This window comes from Curvibacter sp. T50, from assembly GCF_057219955.1.
This window is the reverse complement of record NZ_JBXVVU010000001.1, coordinates 1,806,068-1,824,419: the sequence shown is the minus strand read 5'-3', so window position 1 is coordinate 1,824,419 and position 18,352 is coordinate 1,806,068. Positions and strand designations below refer to the sequence as shown.

Here is an 18,352-nt window from a genome sequence, read left to right as displayed (position 1 = left end):
CATTGCGGGGCTGTTTACCCTGACTGACATGAAACGCATCATCCTGTTTGTATTGACCAACCTGGCCGTGGTCGTTGTGCTGGGCATCGTGGCCAGCCTGCTCGGCGTGAACAGGTTCCTGACCGCCAACGGCCTCAACCTCGGCGCCTTGCTGGGCTTTGCCCTGATCATGGGCTTTGGCGGCGCGATCATCTCGCTGCTGATCAGCAAACCCGTCGCCAAGTGGAGCTCCGGCGTGCGGGTGATCGATGGTTCCGGCTCGGCCGACGAGCGCTGGATCGTCGAAACCGTGCGCAAGTTTGCCGACAAAGCCGGCATCGGCATGCCCGAGGTCGGCATCTTCGAAGGCGATCCCAACGCCTTTGCGACCGGCGCCTTCAAGAACTCCGCCCTGGTGGCGGTGTCCACCGGCCTGCTGCAGAACATGACCCACGAAGAAGTCGAGGCCGTCATCGGCCACGAGGTGGCGCACATCGCCAACGGCGACATGGTCACCATGACCCTGATCCAGGGCGTGATGAATACCTTCGTGGTGTTCCTGAGCCGCGTGGTCGGCTACGCGGTGGACAGCTTCCTGCGCCGCGGTGATTCGGAAAACTCCGGCCCCGGCATCGGCTACCTGATCACCACCATCGTGATGGACATCCTGCTGGGCTTCCTGGCCGCCATCATCGTGGCCTGGTTCTCGCGCCAGCGCGAATTCCGCGCCGATGCGGGCGCCGCCGACCTGATGGGCCGCAAGCAGCCCATGATCAACGCCCTGGCCCGCCTGGGCGGACTGCACACCGCCGAACTGCCCAAGAGCATGGCCGCGATGGGCATTGCCGGTGGCATCGGCCAGCTGTTCAGCACCCACCCGCCGATTGAAGAGCGTATCGCCCGCCTGCAGCAGTCCCAAGGCTGAAATATCGGTGATTCCTGCCCATACCCAGCGCGAAAAGGTGCTGGGACGCTATGAAAAAAGCAGCGTTTCGACGCTGCTTTTTTTTGCGCATTGTGGCGTGGCCGCCGAAGTTCTGTGAGCGCGAATTTCGGCGCTTTTCAGGCTGTACCCATCGTAAAAAGGCCGACTGTTGCTATCTTTAGCATAGTAAAGGAGCGCCTGTTCGACCGCCTCGGGGGCGAGGCCTTGCGGGTCGCCTGGCGGCTTGCGGCCACGCAGTCTCCGGGGGGCCGTTCGTCCCTTAGGATGCCTCAATCCACCAGGCTGATCGCCACCGCCTCGCCCACCTTGATGCCGTCCACCCCCGCCGACAGGATGCCGCCGGCATAGCCCGCGCCTTCGCCGGCCGGGAACAGGCCGCGCAGGTTCAGGCTCTGGAAGTCGTCGCCGCGCGTGATGCGCAACGGCGAGGAGGTGCGGGTCTCGACGCCGGTCATCACCGCGTCGGCGCGGTCGTAGCCGCGAATCTTGCGGCCGAACACTGGCAGCGCCTCGCGCATCGCTTTCACCGCATAGGCCGGCAGCACGGTGGCCAGGTCGCCCAGTTTCACGCCGGGCTTGTATGACGGGGCCACGGTGCCGAAGGCGGTGGACGGCCGGGCAGCCAGGAAGTCGCCCACCAGCTGCCCCGGCGCTTCGTAGCTGGCGCCGCCGGCTTCGAAGGCGCGCGATTCGAGCGCGCGCTGCAGCACGATGCCGGCCAGCGGGTGGGGCTGCGGCGGCGTCTGCGCGGCCAGCGCGGTGGCCTCGGCGGCCAGCATCGCGCCGTCTTCCTCGCCGAACGCGGCCTGCCAGGCCGCCAGTTCCAGCGGAAAGTCGGCGGCATCGATACCCACCACCAGGCCGGCGTTGGCGTTGCGTTCGTTGCGCGAGTACTGGCTCATGCCGTTGGTCACCACCCGGCCCGGTTCGCTGGTGGCGGCCACCACGGTGCCGCCGGGGCACATGCAGAAGCTGTAGACGGTGCGGCCGTTGGCCGCGTGATGCACCAGCTTGTAGTCGGCCGCGCCCAACAGCGGGTGGCCGGCGTGGCGGCCCCAGCGGGCTTTGTCGATGACGCCTTGCGGATGCTCGATGCGCACGCCGATCGAAAACGGCTTGGCCTCCAGGAACACGCCGCGCGCGTGCAGCATGGCGAAGGTGTCGCGCGCGCTGTGGCCCAGCGCCAGCACCGCGTGGTCGGCGGCGAGCGTCCGGGTCTCGCCGGTCGGCAGGTCGAGCACCTGCAGGCCGCGCAGGCGGCGCGTGCCGTCCGGGGCGGTGTCGGTCAGCAGATCGGTCACGCGCTGCTCGAAGCGGATTTCGCCGCCAAGCGCGACGATCTGCTCGCGGAGGTGTTCCACCACCTTCACCAGCTTGAAGGTGCCGATGTGCGGATGCGCCACGTAGAGGATTTCGGACGGTGCGCCGGCGGCGACGAATTCCTGCATCACCTTGCGGCCCAGGTGGCGCGGGTCGCGGATCTGGCTGTAGAGCTTGCCGTCCGAGAAGGTGCCGGCCCCGCCTTCGCCGAACTGCACGTTCGATTCGGGCAACAGCGTCTTCTTGCGCCACAGGCCCCAGGTGTCTTTGGTGCGCTGGCGCACGGTGCGGCCGCGCTCCAGCACGAGGGGCCGGAACCCCATCTGCGCCAGCACCAGCGCGGCAAACATGCCACACGGACCGAAGCCGACCACCACCGGGCGGCTGGCCAGGCCTTCAGGCGCGTGGACCGGCGCGTGCCAGGTGGTGTCGGGCGTGGGCTGGATGTGCGGGTGGCCGGCGTGGCGCGCCAGCAGCGCGGCCTCCTGCGCGGGGTCGGCCAGCGTCACGTCGACGATGAACACCGCCACCAGCTCGGCCTTGCGGGCGTCGAAGCTGCGTTTGGCCACGTCCAGCGCGGCGATGGCGGCCTCCGGGATGCCCAGCGCCTGGGCGGCCAGGCGGCGCAGTGCGGCCTCTGGGTGGGGCGGGGGGACGCGGTCGTGCTCGGTTTCGGCCGGCGCGTCAGCGGGGCGGCGGTGCGCCACCGGCAGGTCAGCCAGCGGCAGCTTGAGTTCGGCAATGCGGATCATGGAGGGCCTCGGGGCTTGTGGTCATCAAGCAGGGGGAGGCCGATGATACGGCGCCAAACCCGGTTACGGCGTCGGCAGGAACCCCTCGACCGACAGGTAACGCTCGCCGGTGTCGTAGTTGAAGCCCAGCACGGTGGCGCCGGCGGCGATGTCGGGCAGCTTCTGGGCGATCGCGGCCAGTGTGGCGCCCGAGGAGATGCCCACCAGCAGGCCCTCTTCGCGCGCGCAGCGCCGCGCCATCTCGCGCGCGGGTTCGGCGTCCACCTGGATCACGCCATCGAGCAGGCTGGTGTCGAGGTTCTTCGGCACGAAGCCGGCGCCGATGCCCTGGATCGGGTGCGGTGACGGCGCGCCGCCGCTGATGACCGGCGACGCGGCCGGCTCCACCGCGTAGACCTTGAGTCTCGGCCAGGCGGCCTTGAGCACGCGGGCGGTGCCGGTCAGGTGGCCGCCCGTGCCCACGCCGGTGATCAGCACGTCGATGCCGTCAGGAAAGTCGGCCAGGATTTCCTGCGCAGTCGTTCGCACGTGCACGTCGATATTGGCGGGGTTTTCGAACTGCTGCGGAATCCAGGCGCCGGGCGTGGCAGCCTTGAGCTCTTCGGCGCGGGCGATGGCGCCCTTCATGCCCTTTTCGCGCGGTGTCAGGTCAAAACTGGCGCCGTAGGCCAGCATCAAGCGGCGGCGCTCGATGCTCATGCTGTCGGGCATCACCAGGATCAGCTTGTAGCCCTTCACCGCCGCCACCATGGCCAGGCCGATGCCGGTGTTGCCCGAGGTGGGCTCGATGATGGTGCCGCCGGGCTGCAGGGCGCCGGAGCGCTCGGCGTCTTCCACCATGGCCAGCGCGATGCGGTCCTTGATCGAGCCGCCGGGGTTGCTGCGCTCGCTTTTCACCCAGACCGAGTGGCTGGTGCCGAACAGGCGCTGGATGCGCACGTGCGGGGTGTTTCCGATGGTGTCGAGGATGGTGCGGGCTTTCATGGTCGGGTCTCCGGTGTTGTCCAGTCGAGCGGGCATTCTGGCGCAGACGTTCGACGGATTCCGGCATATGGATATGCCAAAGGCGATAATCCCCCGGTGAAGCCTGCCAGACCGCCGCTGGTGCAAGGCCCGAAAGGGTGCACTGGAGGAACGTCCGGACTGCGCAGGGCAGCGTAGGAGCTAACGGCTCTCCACCGTGAGGTGAGGATCAGAGCAACAGAGACGAGCCGCTTCAGTGCGGGTGAAACGGGCAATCTCTACGCGCAGCAACACCAAGTAGGCCAGCGTTGATGTGGCTCCGCAGAGCTGGCGGGTAGGTGGCATCGAGCCGGGTGGGCGACCCCCGGCCCAGAGTAATGGCGGTCACGCCCCGGGCGACCGGGGTGCACAGAATCCGGCGTACCGGCGGGCTTCACACTTTTTCCGCGCCGGCACTGCGGCAGCCTGCCGCGTCGGTGTCTTCAACCCCGTGGCGACAGGGCTGCGCCAAGCGCAAAAACCGAGTTCGGAATCGCCGAACGCGCGGGGGCGGCGCGGTTGGGGCGGTTGTAGACGCCCCGGCGCAACACCGGCTTGTCGGCCTCGGCCTGGGGTTCGCGGGCGCGCTGGGCATCGACCAGGCTGCGCAGAGAAATCGAGCGCATGTGGTCGGTCAGGCGGTCGCTGAGGCTGTTCCACAAATCCTGGGTCATGGCATCGGCGGCTGCGACGGACTCCTCGCCCTGGCCCTCCACGGCGGCGATGATGTCGGCCACACTGATCGCTTCGGCGCGGCGGGCGAGGGTGTAGCCGCCGCCAGGGCCACGGGTGCTGTCCACCAGGCCAGCCGCCCGCAGGCGACTGAACAATTGCTCCAGATAGGACAGCGAGAGCTGGTAGCGGACGCTGATGGCCGACAGGGACACCGGACCCCGGCTTTCCCGCAGGGCGACGTCAATCATGGCGGTAACGGCAAAACGACCCTTGGTGCTCAAACGCATGGTGTGCTCCTTCGTGGATGAAGCGGCAGGTAAATCTTCTGACGCCTTTGTAATGTAGGAGTTCGTGACGATAAAATAAATTCGAAATAACGTGACAATCATGTAGATTAAACCGAACTGTTTGCGCCATGGCCATCATCAACTACAAGCACCTGCACTATTTCTGGGTGACCGCCCGCTCGGGCGGCGTGGTGCGTGCCGGCGAGCAGCTTCACACGACTCCCCAGACGGTTTCCGGCCAGATCAAGCTGCTTGAAGACCGTCTGGGCCGGCGTTTGCTGCGCAAGAGCGGGCGCCAGCTGGAGCTGACGGACGATGGCCGCACGGCGCTGTCCTACGCCGACCAGATCTTCACGCTGGGGGCGGAACTGGAAAGCAGCTTGCGACAGGGCAATGCGGCCGGCCGGACGCTGGAGTTTCGGGTCGGCGTGGCAGATTCGGTCGCCAAATCGGTGGCATACCACCTGCTGGAGCCCGCGCTCTCACTGGATCAGCCGGTGCGACTCATTGGCAGCGAGGGCAAGTTTGCCGACCTGCTGGCCCAACTGGCAATGCACCGCCTGGACCTGGTGGTGGCCGATGAGCCCTTGTCCCGCCGTCTCAGTGTGCGGGCGTTCAACCACCCGCTGGGCACCACGCCCATGAGCTTTTTCTGTACCCGCGGCCTGCGCGAGCAGCTGCCGGGGGAGTTTCCGCTGTGTCTGAACGGTGCGCCCATGCTGATCCAGGGAGCTTCATCGTCGGTGCGGCAACAGCTGGACGGTTGGTTGATTGCGCGCCAGTTGCATCCGCGCATCGTGGGCGAATTCGACGACGGCGCCCTGATGACCGCCTTCGGTCGCCAGGGCAAAGGGGTGTTTCTGTATCCGTCCGTGCTGGAGGCCGAGACCGTTGCGTTGCACGGGGTCGAGGTGCTCGGGCGCACGGACGAGTTGCTGGAATCTTTCTACGCCGTTTCGGTGGAGCGCCGCATCACCCATCCCTGTGTGGTGGCGATTACCCGCGAGGCCCGTGCCAGTCTGTTCAGTCCGGGCTGAGCCTACCCCCGGGCGTTGAATGCGCCGAGGCTTTCGATGTGTTCGATGTGGGCAAGCAGGGACCGTTTGGCCACGGGCCACAGGCGGGGCGGTACGTCGTCGTAGGCCAGTTGCACCCAGTCGTCGACGCTGCCGTCCGGGCGGGCTTGCATCGCGGCCAGCACTTTGGCTTCCCGGCGCAGCCGGTGCGCCCGCAGCTGCGCGATGACCTCGGCCGCCTGTCCCAGCACATAGCCATGGGCCGGCAGGATGAAGCCGATCCCGCCGTCGCGGCACGCGGCCAGCAGACGGTCGAGCGAATCAAGGTACGCCGCCATGTTGCCGTCCGGCGGGTCGATGACGGTCGTGCTGCCGTTGAGGACATGGTCGCCGCTGAACAGCAGGCCGTCTTCTTCCAGCACCAGGCACAGGTGGTTGGCCGCGTGGCCAGGGGTATGGACCACCCGCAGGGTGTGGCCCGTGTCGCCGCGGCCCAGGCGCAGCCGCTCGCCGTCAACCAGGTCCCGGTCGGGGACGAAGTGGCTGGCGGCCCGGGCGGTCGGGGCCGAGGCCAGTCCCAGCACCAGCGGTTTGCCGTGGCACAGGGCCTGCAACGGCCGGGCGCCGGGCGAATGGTCCGGATGGGAGTGGGTGCAGACAATCGCCGTGATCCGCCCGCCGGCGGCCTGCCAGATCCGGCGCAGGTGCTCTTCGTCGGCCGGACCGGGGTCGATGGCGATGTAGCCGGTGTCGGGGTCGCCGACCAGGTAACTGTTGGTGCCGGGTCCGGTCATCACGCCGGGGTTGGGCGCCGTCAGCCGCATGACGTTGTTGAGCAGGCGCACCGGCTCGTCATTGCGCCAGTCCAGGTGGTGCACGATCTGGCCGTCGGGGCTGACCAGGTGCAATTCGCCGTAGGGTGGCTCGTGCTCCATGTAGCGGGCTTCGTGCCCGTCGAGCCAGCCGGCGCGGGGGCAACTGGTCCACAGGGGCTGTTCGTTTTCGGCGCAGGCGGCCAGAACGGCGTCGACGCTGGGATAGGCTTGCAGGCGCTCCAGGGTGCGGATGGTGGGAAAGATGATGAAGAACTGCCCCGCCCTGTGGCGGGTCAGGGCTTCGGCCGGGCGCACCCAGACCGGCTCGAACTGCTCTGACTCGTCGGCCACGGGCGTCTGGCCCTCGGGCATGCGCGCCACCAGGAAGGGCACGTCGAAGCGGCGCGGCAGGTCGCGGTCGGTCATCCAGTGCGCCAGCACAAACACCTCGGCCGCCGTCAGGGTCAGGCCACGGGCGGCGCATTGCGCGGTCAGCGGGGCGCGGCGATCCAGGGCGGCAATGTCGTCGCCATCGGCGTACCGCCCGTCGCTGTGGCGGGCGAGGAGGACGCCCAGTTCTTCGAAGCTTTCGCGGATGGCAGCGATCGCCTGCGTGAGGTGCTGCTCGCTTTGCGTGGGGCGTCGTGTGGCCTGGCCGTGCGCGCCGGCGTCGGCGGCATCGATACCGCCGCCGGGAAACACATAGGCGCCGGGCGCGAAGCTGGCGGTGAGGGAGCGGCGGGTCATGAGCACTTCAATCCCCTGTGGCGTGTCACGCAGCAGCAGGACGGTAGCGGCGGGGCGCAGCGGAGCGGGCTCGCGCTGCGGGTGGAGCAGTTGGGTAGGGCGGACCATGCGCCATTATCGACAGCACTGCCATCGGGCTCCGTCACACCGGCACCACCGCCGCGGCCGGCGGATAATCCGGCCATGCGAATTCGCTTTACCAAGATGCAGGGCGCCGGCAACGATTTTGTCGTTCTCGACGAGACCCGCGGTCCACTGGGCCTGTCGCCCGCGCAGTACCGCTTTCTGGCCGATCGGCATTTCGGCATCGGTGCCGACCAGATTCTGTCCGTGCGCCCGTCGCCTGCCGCCGGGGTCGATTTCGAATATGTCATCCACAACGCCGATGGCGGTGAGGTGGAACATTGCGGCAATGGCGCCCGCTGCTTTGTGCGCTATGTGCGGGAAAAAGGCCTGACCACCCAGTCGCGGGTCAAAGTCCGGGTGGTCGGTGGCGTGATCGAACTGATCGACAACCCCGATGGGCGTGTGACAGTCGACATGGGCGCGCCGGTGTTTGAACTGGCCGCGATCCCCTTCGATCCGGCCGGTTTGCGTCCCGAATTGGCCGGTTTGACGCAAAAATGGCCACTACCCAGCGTTAAATGGTCCTCTGATGCTCTGGTTTCGGTAGTGGTTTTGTCCATGGGCAATCCGCATGCCGTCACTCTGGTGGACGATGTGGATACCGCGCCGGTGGCGCACATCGGTCCGCAGATCGAGGCTCACCCGGCCTTTCCGCGGCGGGTGAACGCCGGCTTCCTGCAGGTTGTCGACCGGGCGCAGGTGCGGTTGCGGGTGTACGAGCGCGGCGCCGGCGAAACCCTGGCCTGTGGCACGGGCGCCTGCGCCGCCGTGGTGGCCGGGATCCGTCTGGGACTGCTGGACCCGCGCGTCGACGTCCACACCCGGGGTGGTGTGCTGACCATCGAATGGGCCGGCGGGGAGCGCGATCCTGTGCGCATGACCGGGCCGGCGACCAGGGTGTTTGAGGGTGAAATTGAACTTCCGGAGCTTGCATGAACCATCCGTCCATGACCCCTATCACTGAGGACGACATTGCCGACTTTCTGGTCAATACGCCCGACTTTTTCGAGCGGCATGCCGAGTTGCTGGCCTCGGTGCAGCTCACCAGCCCGCACGGCAAGCGCGCGGTCGGCCTGCAGGAGCGCCAGGCCGAGATGCTGCGCGACAAGATTCGGGCGCTGGAGCGGCGCATGATGGACATGATTCGCCATGGCAACGAAAACATGGTCATTGCCGACCGCCTGCAGCGTTGGGCCCGGTGCCTGTTCCGGGTGCGTGCGCCCGAGCTGTTGCCCGCGACCATCGTCGAGGAGATCCAGACCCAGTTCCAGGTGCCGCAGGTGGCACTGAAGCTGTGGGACTTGCATCCGGACCACGCGGACAGCCCCTTCGCCCAGGGTGCAGGCGAAGACGTTCGCAACCTGGCCTCGTCACTGGTGGTTCCGTATTGCGGCGTCAATGCCGGGTTTGATGCGGTGGGCTGGCTGGACCATCCGGAGGCGGTTGCCTCGGTGGCGCTGCTGGCTTTGCGCGACGAGTCCTCCCCGCTGGCGTTCGGCATGCTGGTGCTGGCCTCGCCCGACTCGCAGCGGTTCCATGCCGGCATGGGCACCGAGTTCCTGGAGCGCCTGGCCGATACCGCAGCGGCGTCGCTGTCGCGCCTGCGGCTGTAGGCGACAACCGGCCGTCGCCATGGCAGCCCCTTGCGGCCCGGCCGATGCCCCTGCGGGCGGCGACGCGGCGCTGATCGCCCGCTATCTGGACCATGTGCGGGTGGAGCGGCGGCTGGCTGCGCGCACGGTCGAGCTGTACCGGCTGGATCTGCAGCGACTGCAGACGCTGGCGACCGAGTGGCCGGTGGCGCTGACCGGGGTCACCACCCAACAGGTACGGCGCTGGGTCGCCCGCATGCACGCAGGCGGCCGCAGCGGGCGCGGCATCGCCCTGATCCTGTCCGGCTGGCGCGGTTTCTACCGTTGGCTGGGGCGCGAGGGACTGGTCACCGCGAACCCGGTGCAGGACGTGCGGGCGCCGCGCGCTCCCCGCCCGTTGCCCAAGGCGCTGGCGGTGGACGAGGCGGTGTTGCTGGCCGACCATCTGGCCGCGGACGACGATCCCTGGCTGCGGGCCCGGGATGACGCCATGGTCGAGTTGCTGTACGGCTGCGGATTGCGCGTGGGCGAGCTGGTCGGGCTGGACTGCCGCGCGAGTGCGGCGGCCCTGGCCGCCGGCCGGGGCTGGGTCGAGCCGGAGTCCACCCAGGTGCAGGTGCAGGGCAAGGGCGCCAAACGGCGCACCGTGCCGCTGGGTGCCGCGGCAGCCCGGGCGCTGGGAAAGTGGCTGGAGCTTCGGGGCACCACCGCGGCAGCCGGGGCGGCGGATGAGGATGCCGGGCGCGCGCTGTTCATCGGGCGCGGCGGCACCCGTCTGACGCCGCAAGCCGTCTGGCAGCGGGTTCGCCGCCGCAGCGCCCTGGCGGGCCTGGCGACGCCGGTGCATCCGCACATGCTGCGGCATTCGTTTGCCAGCCATCTGTTGCAGTCCAGCGGCGATCTGCGGGCGGTGCAGGAGTTGTTGGGCCACGCAAACATCAGTACCACCCAGATCTACACCCGCCTGGATTTTCAGCATCTGGCGCGCGTTTACGACGCCGCCCATCCTCGCGCGCGCAAGAAACCGGCATCCTGAACGGCATGGCCGCGGGGGCTGCGCTGGGCGCGGACGACAATAGGGGCCATGAAAACCATACGGCTCAAGGACGGCAAGGAACGCGCCCTGTTGCGGGGGCACCCGTGGGTGTTTGACGGGGCAATCCAGCGTGGGGGCGCCGATTCGGGCGAAACCGTGCGGGTGGAAGCCGCCGACGGCCGCTTCCTGGCGTGGGCGGCGTTCAGTCCCACGTCGCGCATCCGGCTGCGGGTGTGGAGTTTTGATGCGGCCGAACGGATCGACGCCGGCTTCTTTGCCCGGCGGGTTGGCTTGGCGCTGCAGTATCGGGCACTGCTGGGCGTGGCCAGTGACGGGGTGCGGCTGATCCATGGCGAATCGGACGGCCTGCCCGGCCTGATCGTCGACCGGTACGGGGACACCCTGGTGGCGCAGTTCACCGCCTGTGGCGTCGAGCGCTGGAAAGGCGTGATCGTCGACACCTTGCTGGCGGCGACCGGGCTGGCGCGCCTGTATGAGCGCTCGGATGCCAGTGTGCGGACCTTGGAGGGGCTGCCCCAGGCCTGCGGCTGGCTCCACGGGGACGGCCCCACCGAACTGACCATTCGCGAGCACGACTGGCGCCTGACGCTGGATATTGCCCAAGGCCACAAGACGGGTTTCTATCTGGACCAGCGCGACAGCCGCCACCTGTTTGCGGCGCATGTGCGCCAGCGGGGTGCGCAGCGGGTGCTCAACTGTTACTGTTATACGGGCGGCTTCACCGTGGCGGCACTGGCGGGCGGCGCGGCGGCCGTGACGTCCATCGACTCTTCCGGGCCGGCGCTGGAGCGCGCCCGGGCCAATGTCGCGCTCAACGGCTTTGACGCCGGGCGGGCACAGTTTCTGGACGCCGACGTCAATGCCAGCCTGCGGAGCTTTCTGGACGAGGGCCGGCGCTTTGACGCCATCGTGCTGGACCCGCCCAAATTTGCGCCGACCGCGGCCCATGCGGAGCGTGCGGCGCGGGCCTACAAAGACATCAACCGCCTGGCCCTGCAACTGCTTGAACCGGGGGGAAGCTTGTTCACCTACTCCTGCTCCGGGGGAATCAGTGCCGATCTGTTCCACAAGATCGTGGCGGCTGCCGGGATTGACGCCGGGGTGCAGGCCGGCATCCTGGCCCGCCTGCAGGGTGCGCCCGATCATCCCTGGACGCTGCATTTTCCCGAGGGCGAATACCTCAAGGGCCTGATCGTGCTGAAAAAGCCTGCCGGGGCCTGATTTTCATTGAAAAGTGGCAATACCCAGCGCAAAAAGGTGATATGTTGCTATAAATATCGAACTGATCGGGGTCTCGAAAGCGGTTCGTTATCCCGCCTTTTTCGCCCATGGGGCCTTGGTTTGGCCGCTACACTCCCGCATCTGAGCGCCCGGCGTCTGCCGCCGCCCCCCGATTGCCCGTACCACGAACACCATGAGCCTGATTCCCGCCACCATCCTGACCGGATTTCTCGGATCCGGCAAAACCACGTTGCTCAAGCGGATCCTGTCCGAAGCCCATGGACAGAAGATCGCCGTCATTGAAAACGAATTCGGCGAAGAAAACATCGACAACGAAATCCTGGTGGCCGATACGCAGGAGCAAATCATCCAGATGAGCAACGGCTGTATCTGCTGCACCATCCGCGATGATCTGCGCAACACCTTGCAGCGGCTGGCCGCGCAGCGGCGCAAGGGTGAACTGGTGTTCGACCGGGTCATCATCGAGACCACGGGCCTGGCAGACCCGGGGCCGGTGGCACAGACATTTTTCATGGACGATGAGGTCGCCGAGAGCTACCTGCTCGACTCCATCCTGACTCTGGTTGACGCCAAACACGCCGCCGGCCAGCTCAACGATCGCCAGGAGGCCCGCCGGCAGGTCGGGTTCGCGGACCAGCTGTTCATCAGCAAAGCTGACCTGGTGCCCGCCGAGGCCCTGGACGCTTTGCAGCATCGGCTGCGGCACATGAACCCGCGCGCGCCGCAGAAAGTGGTTCATTTTGGTTCGGTGGCCTTGTCGGAGGTGTTGGACCTGCGGGGGTTCAACCTCAATGCCAAGCTCGACATCGCCCCGGACTTTCTTGACGACGAGCATGGCGCGCATGACCACGGTCACGATCACGTCCATGATGAAGCGTGCGACCATCCTTCGCACCAGCATGCACATGGTCACCACCACCACCATGAGGACGACGTCAAGAGCTTCGTCTACCGCTCCGAGCGGCCGTTCGACCCGGCCAAGCTGGAAGATTTTCTCGGTGCCATCGTCAATGTCTACGGGCCGCGGATGTTGCGCTACAAGGGGGTCCTGTCGATGAAAGGGACCGATCGCAAAGTCATTTTCCAGGGCGTACACCAATTGATGGGCAGCGACCTGGGTCCCCAGTGGGGTTCTGGTGAGGCCCGGGTGAGCAAAATGGTCTTCATAGGAATTGATCTGCCCCGCGACATTCTGGTGCAGGGGCTGGACCAGAGTCTGGCCTGAGCATTTCGCCGCAACCGAAGCCAACGAAAACCGATGTTTGTCTCGATTCTGCAACTCATGGGCATGGCGCTGGGCAAGCCGATACAATCGCGCGCCGAATCGGCCGAGCCGGCCAATTCGGACGCCAAGCCCTCGCCTCGCGGCAAGAAGGGCTCATCCCGACCCGGAAAAGGGGCCACGACGCGCACAACGCCCGCGGTCGCCGACGCCGGGGAGGGTTCTGCGAATGACCGTGTGTTGAGGAGACAGTCCGTGAAAACCCCAACGGTCCCAACGAAAAAAACGGCACCGCCGGTGACCCGCGGTGTTGCGCCGGTGCGCGCGCCCGCCCAGGCGCCTACGCCCCCCCTTGCTGCGCCGGCCAAGGCGACCAAGGCTTCCGTCAAGGTCGCCCCGGTGCCCGTAATGCCTGTGGCGGCTGCGCCAGCGGCTGTTGCGAAGAAAAAGCCCGCAGCGGCGCCCGCCAAGGCATTGACTGCGCCGCTGCCGGCGCCGGCACCCGTTGCCGCTCCGGCGGTACGCGCCTCATCCCGTAAATCAGCGCCTGCGGCAACGCCGGCACCGGCACCGGCGGTCGCATCGACCGCGGCCAAAGCGAGTTATTCCCCTGCCATGCCCTCCATCGCCCATCCGACGCCTATCTTCACCGCTCCCCGCAAGGACCCCGCCCTGCTCAACAACTGGAAGTCCAAGACGGCTGACCAGCTGAGTGACGCCGAAGTGCTCGCCATGCCCGACGCCGAGTACATGAGCGATCTGCAACTGGCGTTTTTCCGGCTCAAACTGTCTCAACTGAAGCAGGACATCCTGAACAACGCGGGTGAAACCACCGAGCATCTGCGTGAAGACACGGTGGTGGTTCCCGATCCCGCGGACCGGGCGACCATCGAGGAAGAGCACGCACTGGAGCTGCGCACCCGCGACCGTGAACGCAAGCTGCTCAAGAAGATCGAGCAATCCATTTCCCGTATCGACTCCGGGGATTATGGCTACTGTGACGAAACCGGAGAGCCCATTGGCGTCGGTCGTCTGCTTGCGCGTCCGACGGCAACGCTGTCACTCGAAGCACAGCAGCGGCGCGAGTTGAAACAAAAAATGTTCGGCGACTGATCCGCTTTTACTGACGCTCCGGTTCATGCGACACTAATCGAATGGCCAAAGACGACAGCGGAGGTCTGCTTTCCAAGGTTGCCCGGTTCGTTCGGAACCCGGCGACCAGCTGGGCTGATCTTGATCAGCCGGAGACTGATCGGGACAGTCAGCACAGCAAACAGATGCTCAAGGAGCTCATTGAGCGCAAGAAGCGCAACGATTTCGTGCGCAAGCGTGAATTCGAGATGCTGCGCAAGCTGCGCCGGCGTGAACTGGCGACCAATCAGCCGGCGGCCGCGCGGCCGTCGTTCTTCCAGAGCAGCTTGCCCTCGCGCCCCGACGAACGGGCCCAGACGCTGAAGAAGATCGACGAGATCGAAGCGCAGATGTCCATGCACTGGTGGAAAACCAAGAACCGGGATTCCACGATCCAGAGCGTGACCAGTACGCTTTCACCGGAGAGCGCCGGGCCTCAGCCGACCGGTTCCTCATCAGCAAGTCGGCCCCCGTCATTGATCGGTCACCGGGATGCGGCGATGGCGTCGCCGCCGCTGATCTCGAACCTCACCCCGCTGGACGACACGGTGCGCTCGCCGCTGGTGCCGCAAAGGCCCGCTGTGGCGGCCCAGCCTCCGGCGAACAAGGAATTGCCGAGGTCGTCGTCCGAGCAAAGTGGTTTCCACACAACGGCAGCAGGCCTGATCGAGGTGGGGGAATTTGTCCACGACCCGGAACTGGAAGAGGCGGCCATTCGATTCGCCAACGGCGACCCATTGGCGGCGGAAGCGGGGCTGATGGAGTTGCTGCGCGCAGGTGCCGCCCGGGAAATGCATGAAGAGACCTGGCTGACCCTGTTTGACCTGTACCGCGCAGCGGGCATGCAAAACCAGTATGACCAGGCGTCCATGGAGTTCGTCGGCCGCTTCCAGCGCTCGGCTCCGCAATGGTTCTCGATGCCACAACGCTACGGATCGCCGGAAGCGTCCCCCGCCGCAGCGCCAGTGGCTGTTCAGAAAAATGCCCACTGGTCTTGTGCCCCGTTGCTCAACGCCAAGGGCCTCCAGCTTCTGCAGGATTCACTGGCCAAGGCGGAGCGCCCATGGCGGCTCGATTGGTCGCGGTTGTCGACGATTGATCCGGACGCTGCGCGTACCCTGGAAAAACTGTTCCAGTCTTGGGCAAGCGCCCGGGGTGACCTGCAGCTCCTTGGCGTCGAAGTGCTGGACCGTGTGCTGGAGGCTTGTACCCCGCCCTCCGACCCCTCCGTGCCGGTCGATTGGTGGCACCTGCGAATGGCGTTCTTGCGCCTGATGCGGCGGATGGATGATTTCGAGCTGACGGCGCTGAACTACTGCGTGACATACGAAGTTTCACCGCCGTCCTGGGATGAGCCCCTGGCACGGGTCAATCAGGCCGAAGTCTCTGCGCCGGCGCAACCGCAGCAGGGCAAAGGCAGCTTCGCACTGCTTGACGCCGGAGTCTCCAGTTTTGATGCCCAGGGAACGGACTTCCGCGCTACGTCAATGGATTCGATGATGTCGGCCTTGCCCACGTTGGAACTGAGTGGGGACATTCAGGGTGATATCGGCTCGAAGCTGGCCCGTCTGGACAATGGGGTTGCTGGAGCAGGGGGTGTTCAGATCAGTTGCGCCGGCCTGATTCGTGTCGACTTTCTGGCGGCGGGAGATATGCTCAACTGGGTGACTGCTCATCACGCCCAAGGGCGGCATGTCCGTTTTGTCGATGTGCACCGGCTGGTGGCTTTGTTTTTCAATGTGATCGGCATCAGCGAACACGCGGCCATTTCCCTTCGGCGTGATTGACCGGGCTGACACCCGCCGCAGGCCACATCTTGTGCCCGCGTGTCTCTCCTACTCCCTAAATTCCTATGGACTCCTACCACGGAACGACGATTGTCAGCATTCGACGCCACACCGCACAAGGCTGGCAGGTTGCAATGGGCGGCGATGGCCAGGTGACTTTGGGCTCCGTGATCATCAAAGGGTCGGCGCGCAAGGTTCGCCGGATCTATCACGGCAAGGTTCTGGCCGGTTTCGCCGGCGCAACCGCTGATGCGTTCACCCTGTTCGAGCGATTCGAAGCCAAACTGGAGAAACACCAGGGCCATCTGACCCGTGCCGCGGTTGAGCTGACAAGAGATTGGCGAACGGATCGCGTCCTGCGGCGCCTGGAGGCGATGCTGGCCGTGGCGGATCGGGAAACCAGCCTGGTCATCACCGGCAACGGTGATGTGCTGGAGCCGGAACACGGCATCGTCGCGATCGGGTCGGGTGGTGCCTTTGCCCAGGCGGCGGCGCGGGCGCTTGTCGTTCATTCGGAGCTGAGCGCGCGCGACATGGTTGCCACCGCGTTGACGATCGCCGGTGACATCTGCATCTACACGAATCAACACCACACCATTGAAACCCTGGACTGAACGGAAACCCGCATGTCAGCCATGACTCCCCGCGAAATCGTCTCCGAGCTGGACCGTCACATCGTCGGACAGGACGCGGCCAAGCGCGCGGTTGCGATCGCTTTGCGCAATCGGTGGCGCCGTCAAATGGTCGAGCCCGCACTGCGTCCGGAAATCACGCCGAAGAACATTCTGATGATTGGTCCGACGGGTGTCGGCAAGACCGAAATCGCCCGCCGCCTCGCGCGGCTGGCTGATGCGCCGTTTGTAAAGGTCGAAGCAACCAAGTTCACGGAAGTGGGCTATGTGGGAAAAGACGTCGATACCATCATCCGGGACCTGGTCGAAATTGCTGTCACACAGACCCGGGCACGTGAAATGCGCAAGATGCGCACGCGCGCCGAAGATGCCGCCGAAGAACGCCTGTTGGACGTCCTGCTTCCACCGCCGCGCCATGGGCCATCGGCCGATGCGACCCCAACCGCTGAAAGCGGTGCCCGCCAGGTTTTCCGCAAGAAGCTCCGGGAGGGCCTGTTGGACGACCGGGAGATCGAAATCGAGGTCGCGGAGGCACGAACTTCCGTTGACATCATGGCGCCACCCGCCATGGAGGAAATGGCCGAGCAGCTGCGGACCTTGTTCAGCCAGGCGGGCAACCAGAGGCGCAAGAGCCGCCGAATGGGGGTCTCGGAGGCGTTCAAGCTGCTTGTGGACGAGGAGGCTGGCAAACTGGTCAATGAGGACGATATCCGGACCGAGGCGCTGCACAGCGCCGAGCAAAATGGCATTGTTTTCATCGATGAGATCGACAAGGTTGCCGCGCGACAGGATACCGCCGGTGCCGATGTTTCCCGTCAGGGTGTTCAGCGTGACCTGCTCCCCTTGGTCGAGGGAACCACCGTGTCTACCCGTTACGGCATGATTCGTACGGACCACATTCTTTTCATCGCGTCCGGCGCATTTCACCTCAGTCGCCCGAGCGATCTGATACCGGAACTTCAGGGGCGTTTCCCGATCCGCGTTGAACTGCAGTCTTTGACCGTCCAGGACTTCGAGGCGATTCTTGTCAATACCCAGGCGTCTCTGGTCCGCCAGTATCAGGCTTTGCTCGCGACGGAAGGGGTGGCGCTGGAGTTCATGCCTGAGGGCGTCAACCGGCTTGCGCGGGTTGCCTTCGAGGTCAACAATCGCACGGAAAACATTGGTGCCCGCCGACTGGCGACAGTCATGGAGCGACTGCTCGAAGAGGTCAGCTTCGATGCTTGCGCCCGTCAGGGAGAAGTGATTCGCGTGGATGCCGACTATGTCGATCATCGACTGGGGGCGCTTTCCCTGGATGAAGACCAATCCCGATACGTACTTTGATCGGAAAGCTCGCGGGCACCGGGCGAGGGCCCGTTGCCCGCGCTGTTTCATTCGTTACTTTCATAGTGCCCTCTAAGTACTTGCTTTAGAACGAGTTTTCTCGCTTCGCGACCCGCCTGAATGGGCTAAGTACTTGATTTCATTGAAAAAAAGTGTTGCAGGCGTGCTTGCAGGCGGAGTATTTCCTGCTACAGTGCAAAAAAGTGGTGGAATGTGGTGAATTGTGCCCTTGGTGGGTCATTTCATCGAAACAAGAGGGTTCTCTGCGGTGTTTCAAGGCGGGTCGTCGTTGAGTTTGGACGGAAAGGGGCGTTTGTCGGTCCCGACGCGTCACCGCGACCTGTTGATGGCTTGCGCTGGGGGGCAGTTGACCATCACCAAACACCCCCATGGCTGCCTGATGGTTTTCCCTCGTCCCGGATGGGTCCAGTTTCGGGAGCGCATCGCTGCAGTGCCGATGGATGCGCAGTGGTGGAAAAGGGTCTTCCTGGGCCACGCCAGTGATGTGGAAATGGATGCAACGGGGCGGGTCTTGGTTTCCCCGGAGTTGCGAGCGGCAGCAGGCATTTCCCGCGATGTGATGTTGTTGGGGATGGGTGATCACTTCGAACTCTGGGACAAGGCAAGCTATGACGCCCAGGAGGCGGAAGCCATGAAGCGGGAGATGCCTGCTGCCTTCCGGGACCTGGCGTTCTGAG

16 protein-coding genes and 1 other RNA gene are annotated in these 18,352 nt (G+C 65.6%); 13 read left to right on the top strand and 4 right to left on the bottom strand.

Annotation, left to right across the window (positions count from 1 at the left end):
* Window positions 1-28 precede the first annotated feature (28 nt).
* Window positions 29-904: a protease HtpX gene (gene htpX / locus AC2EBU_RS08680; RefSeq protein ID WP_484609954.1), complete on the top strand. Its 876-nt coding sequence runs from the start codon at window positions 29-31 to the stop codon at window positions 902-904.
* 290 nt (window positions 905-1,194) lie between these two features.
* Here the strand turns inward: htpX and AC2EBU_RS08675 are convergent, their stop codons facing one another.
* Together AC2EBU_RS08675 and cysK are read right to left on the bottom strand one after the other, a co-directional pair.
* Window positions 1,195-2,997 (bottom strand): NAD(P)/FAD-dependent oxidoreductase, encoded by a 1,803-nt coding sequence (locus AC2EBU_RS08675; protein WP_484609953.1) that lies wholly within the window; start codon window positions 2,995-2,997, stop codon window positions 1,195-1,197.
* Between the two features lie 63 nt (window positions 2,998-3,060).
* Window positions 3,061-3,981, bottom strand: coding sequence for a cysteine synthase A (cysK, locus tag AC2EBU_RS08670; protein WP_484609952.1), 921 nt, complete (start codon window positions 3,979-3,981; stop codon window positions 3,061-3,063).
* Window positions 3,982-4,079: 98 nt separating this feature from the next.
* Here cysK and rnpB point away from each other — a divergent pair.
* An RNA gene (gene rnpB / locus AC2EBU_RS08665) (RNase P RNA component class A) lies at window positions 4,080-4,399 on the top strand.
* Between the two features lie 43 nt (window positions 4,400-4,442).
* On the opposite strand, the gene AC2EBU_RS08660 is transcribed toward rnpB, so the two are convergent.
* On the bottom strand, window positions 4,443-4,961 hold the full coding sequence (locus AC2EBU_RS08660) for an Rrf2 family transcriptional regulator (protein WP_484609951.1): 519 nt from the start codon (window positions 4,959-4,961) through the stop codon (window positions 4,443-4,445).
* Between the two features lie 137 nt (window positions 4,962-5,098).
* Between AC2EBU_RS08660 and nhaR the strand changes: the two genes are divergently transcribed.
* Entirely contained in the window at window positions 5,099-5,998 is a 900-nt protein-coding gene (gene nhaR / locus AC2EBU_RS08655; RefSeq protein WP_484610150.1) for a transcriptional activator NhaR, read from the top strand.
* Window positions 5,999-6,000: 2 nt separating this feature from the next.
* Here the strand turns inward: nhaR and AC2EBU_RS08650 are convergent, their stop codons facing one another.
* Window positions 6,001-7,647 carry an MBL fold metallo-hydrolase gene (locus AC2EBU_RS08650; RefSeq protein WP_484609950.1) on the bottom strand — a complete coding sequence of 549 codons (1,647 nt, stop codon included), beginning with the start codon at window positions 7,645-7,647 and terminating at the stop codon, window positions 6,001-6,003.
* A 75-nt stretch (window positions 7,648-7,722) separates the two neighbouring features.
* Between AC2EBU_RS08650 and dapF the strand changes: the two genes are divergently transcribed.
* The 10 genes from dapF (at window position 7,723) to mraZ (ending at window position 18,351) form a co-directional block, all read left to right on the top strand.
* The gene (dapF, locus tag AC2EBU_RS08645) at window positions 7,723-8,601 is read left to right on the top strand and encodes a diaminopimelate epimerase (RefSeq protein ID WP_484609949.1); all 879 of its coding nucleotides are present in this window, start codon (window positions 7,723-7,725) and stop codon (window positions 8,599-8,601) included.
* Window positions 8,602-8,612: 11 nt separating this feature from the next.
* Window positions 8,613-9,278: a DUF484 family protein gene (locus AC2EBU_RS08640; RefSeq protein ID WP_484609948.1), complete on the top strand. Its 666-nt coding sequence runs from the start codon at window positions 8,613-8,615 to the stop codon at window positions 9,276-9,278.
* Window positions 9,279-9,297: 19 nt separating this feature from the next.
* The gene (locus AC2EBU_RS08635; protein WP_484609947.1) at window positions 9,298-10,293 is read left to right on the top strand and encodes a tyrosine recombinase XerC; all 996 of its coding nucleotides are present in this window, start codon (window positions 9,298-9,300) and stop codon (window positions 10,291-10,293) included.
* Window positions 10,294-10,341: 48 nt separating this feature from the next.
* A complete protein-coding gene (locus tag AC2EBU_RS08630; protein WP_484609946.1) occupies window positions 10,342-11,535 on the top strand; it encodes a class I SAM-dependent rRNA methyltransferase in 1,194 nt (397 codons plus the stop codon).
* Between the two features lie 193 nt (window positions 11,536-11,728).
* Complete coding sequence (locus AC2EBU_RS08625) at window positions 11,729-12,781, top strand: CobW family GTP-binding protein (protein WP_484609945.1); 1,053 nt, start codon at window positions 11,729-11,731, stop codon at window positions 12,779-12,781.
* A 294-nt stretch (window positions 12,782-13,075) separates the two neighbouring features.
* Window positions 13,076-13,891 (top strand): RNA polymerase-binding protein DksA, encoded by an 816-nt coding sequence (gene dksA / locus AC2EBU_RS08620; protein ID WP_484610149.1) that lies wholly within the window; start codon window positions 13,076-13,078, stop codon window positions 13,889-13,891.
* A gap of 41 nt (window positions 13,892-13,932) precedes the next feature.
* The gene (locus AC2EBU_RS08615) at window positions 13,933-15,696 is read left to right on the top strand and encodes an STAS domain-containing protein (protein WP_484609944.1); all 1,764 of its coding nucleotides are present in this window, start codon (window positions 13,933-13,935) and stop codon (window positions 15,694-15,696) included.
* Between the two features lie 65 nt (window positions 15,697-15,761).
* On the top strand, window positions 15,762-16,310 hold the full coding sequence (gene hslV, locus AC2EBU_RS08610) for an ATP-dependent protease subunit HslV (RefSeq protein ID WP_484609943.1): 549 nt from the start codon (window positions 15,762-15,764) through the stop codon (window positions 16,308-16,310).
* Window positions 16,311-16,322: 12 nt separating this feature from the next.
* A complete protein-coding gene (gene hslU, locus AC2EBU_RS08605; protein WP_484609942.1) occupies window positions 16,323-17,654 on the top strand; it encodes an ATP-dependent protease ATPase subunit HslU in 1,332 nt (443 codons plus the stop codon).
* A gap of 268 nt (window positions 17,655-17,922) precedes the next feature.
* Window positions 17,923-18,351: a division/cell wall cluster transcriptional repressor MraZ gene (mraZ, locus tag AC2EBU_RS08600; protein WP_484610148.1), complete on the top strand. Its 429-nt coding sequence runs from the start codon at window positions 17,923-17,925 to the stop codon at window positions 18,349-18,351.
* The last annotated feature ends 1 nt before the right edge of the window (window position 18,352 follow it).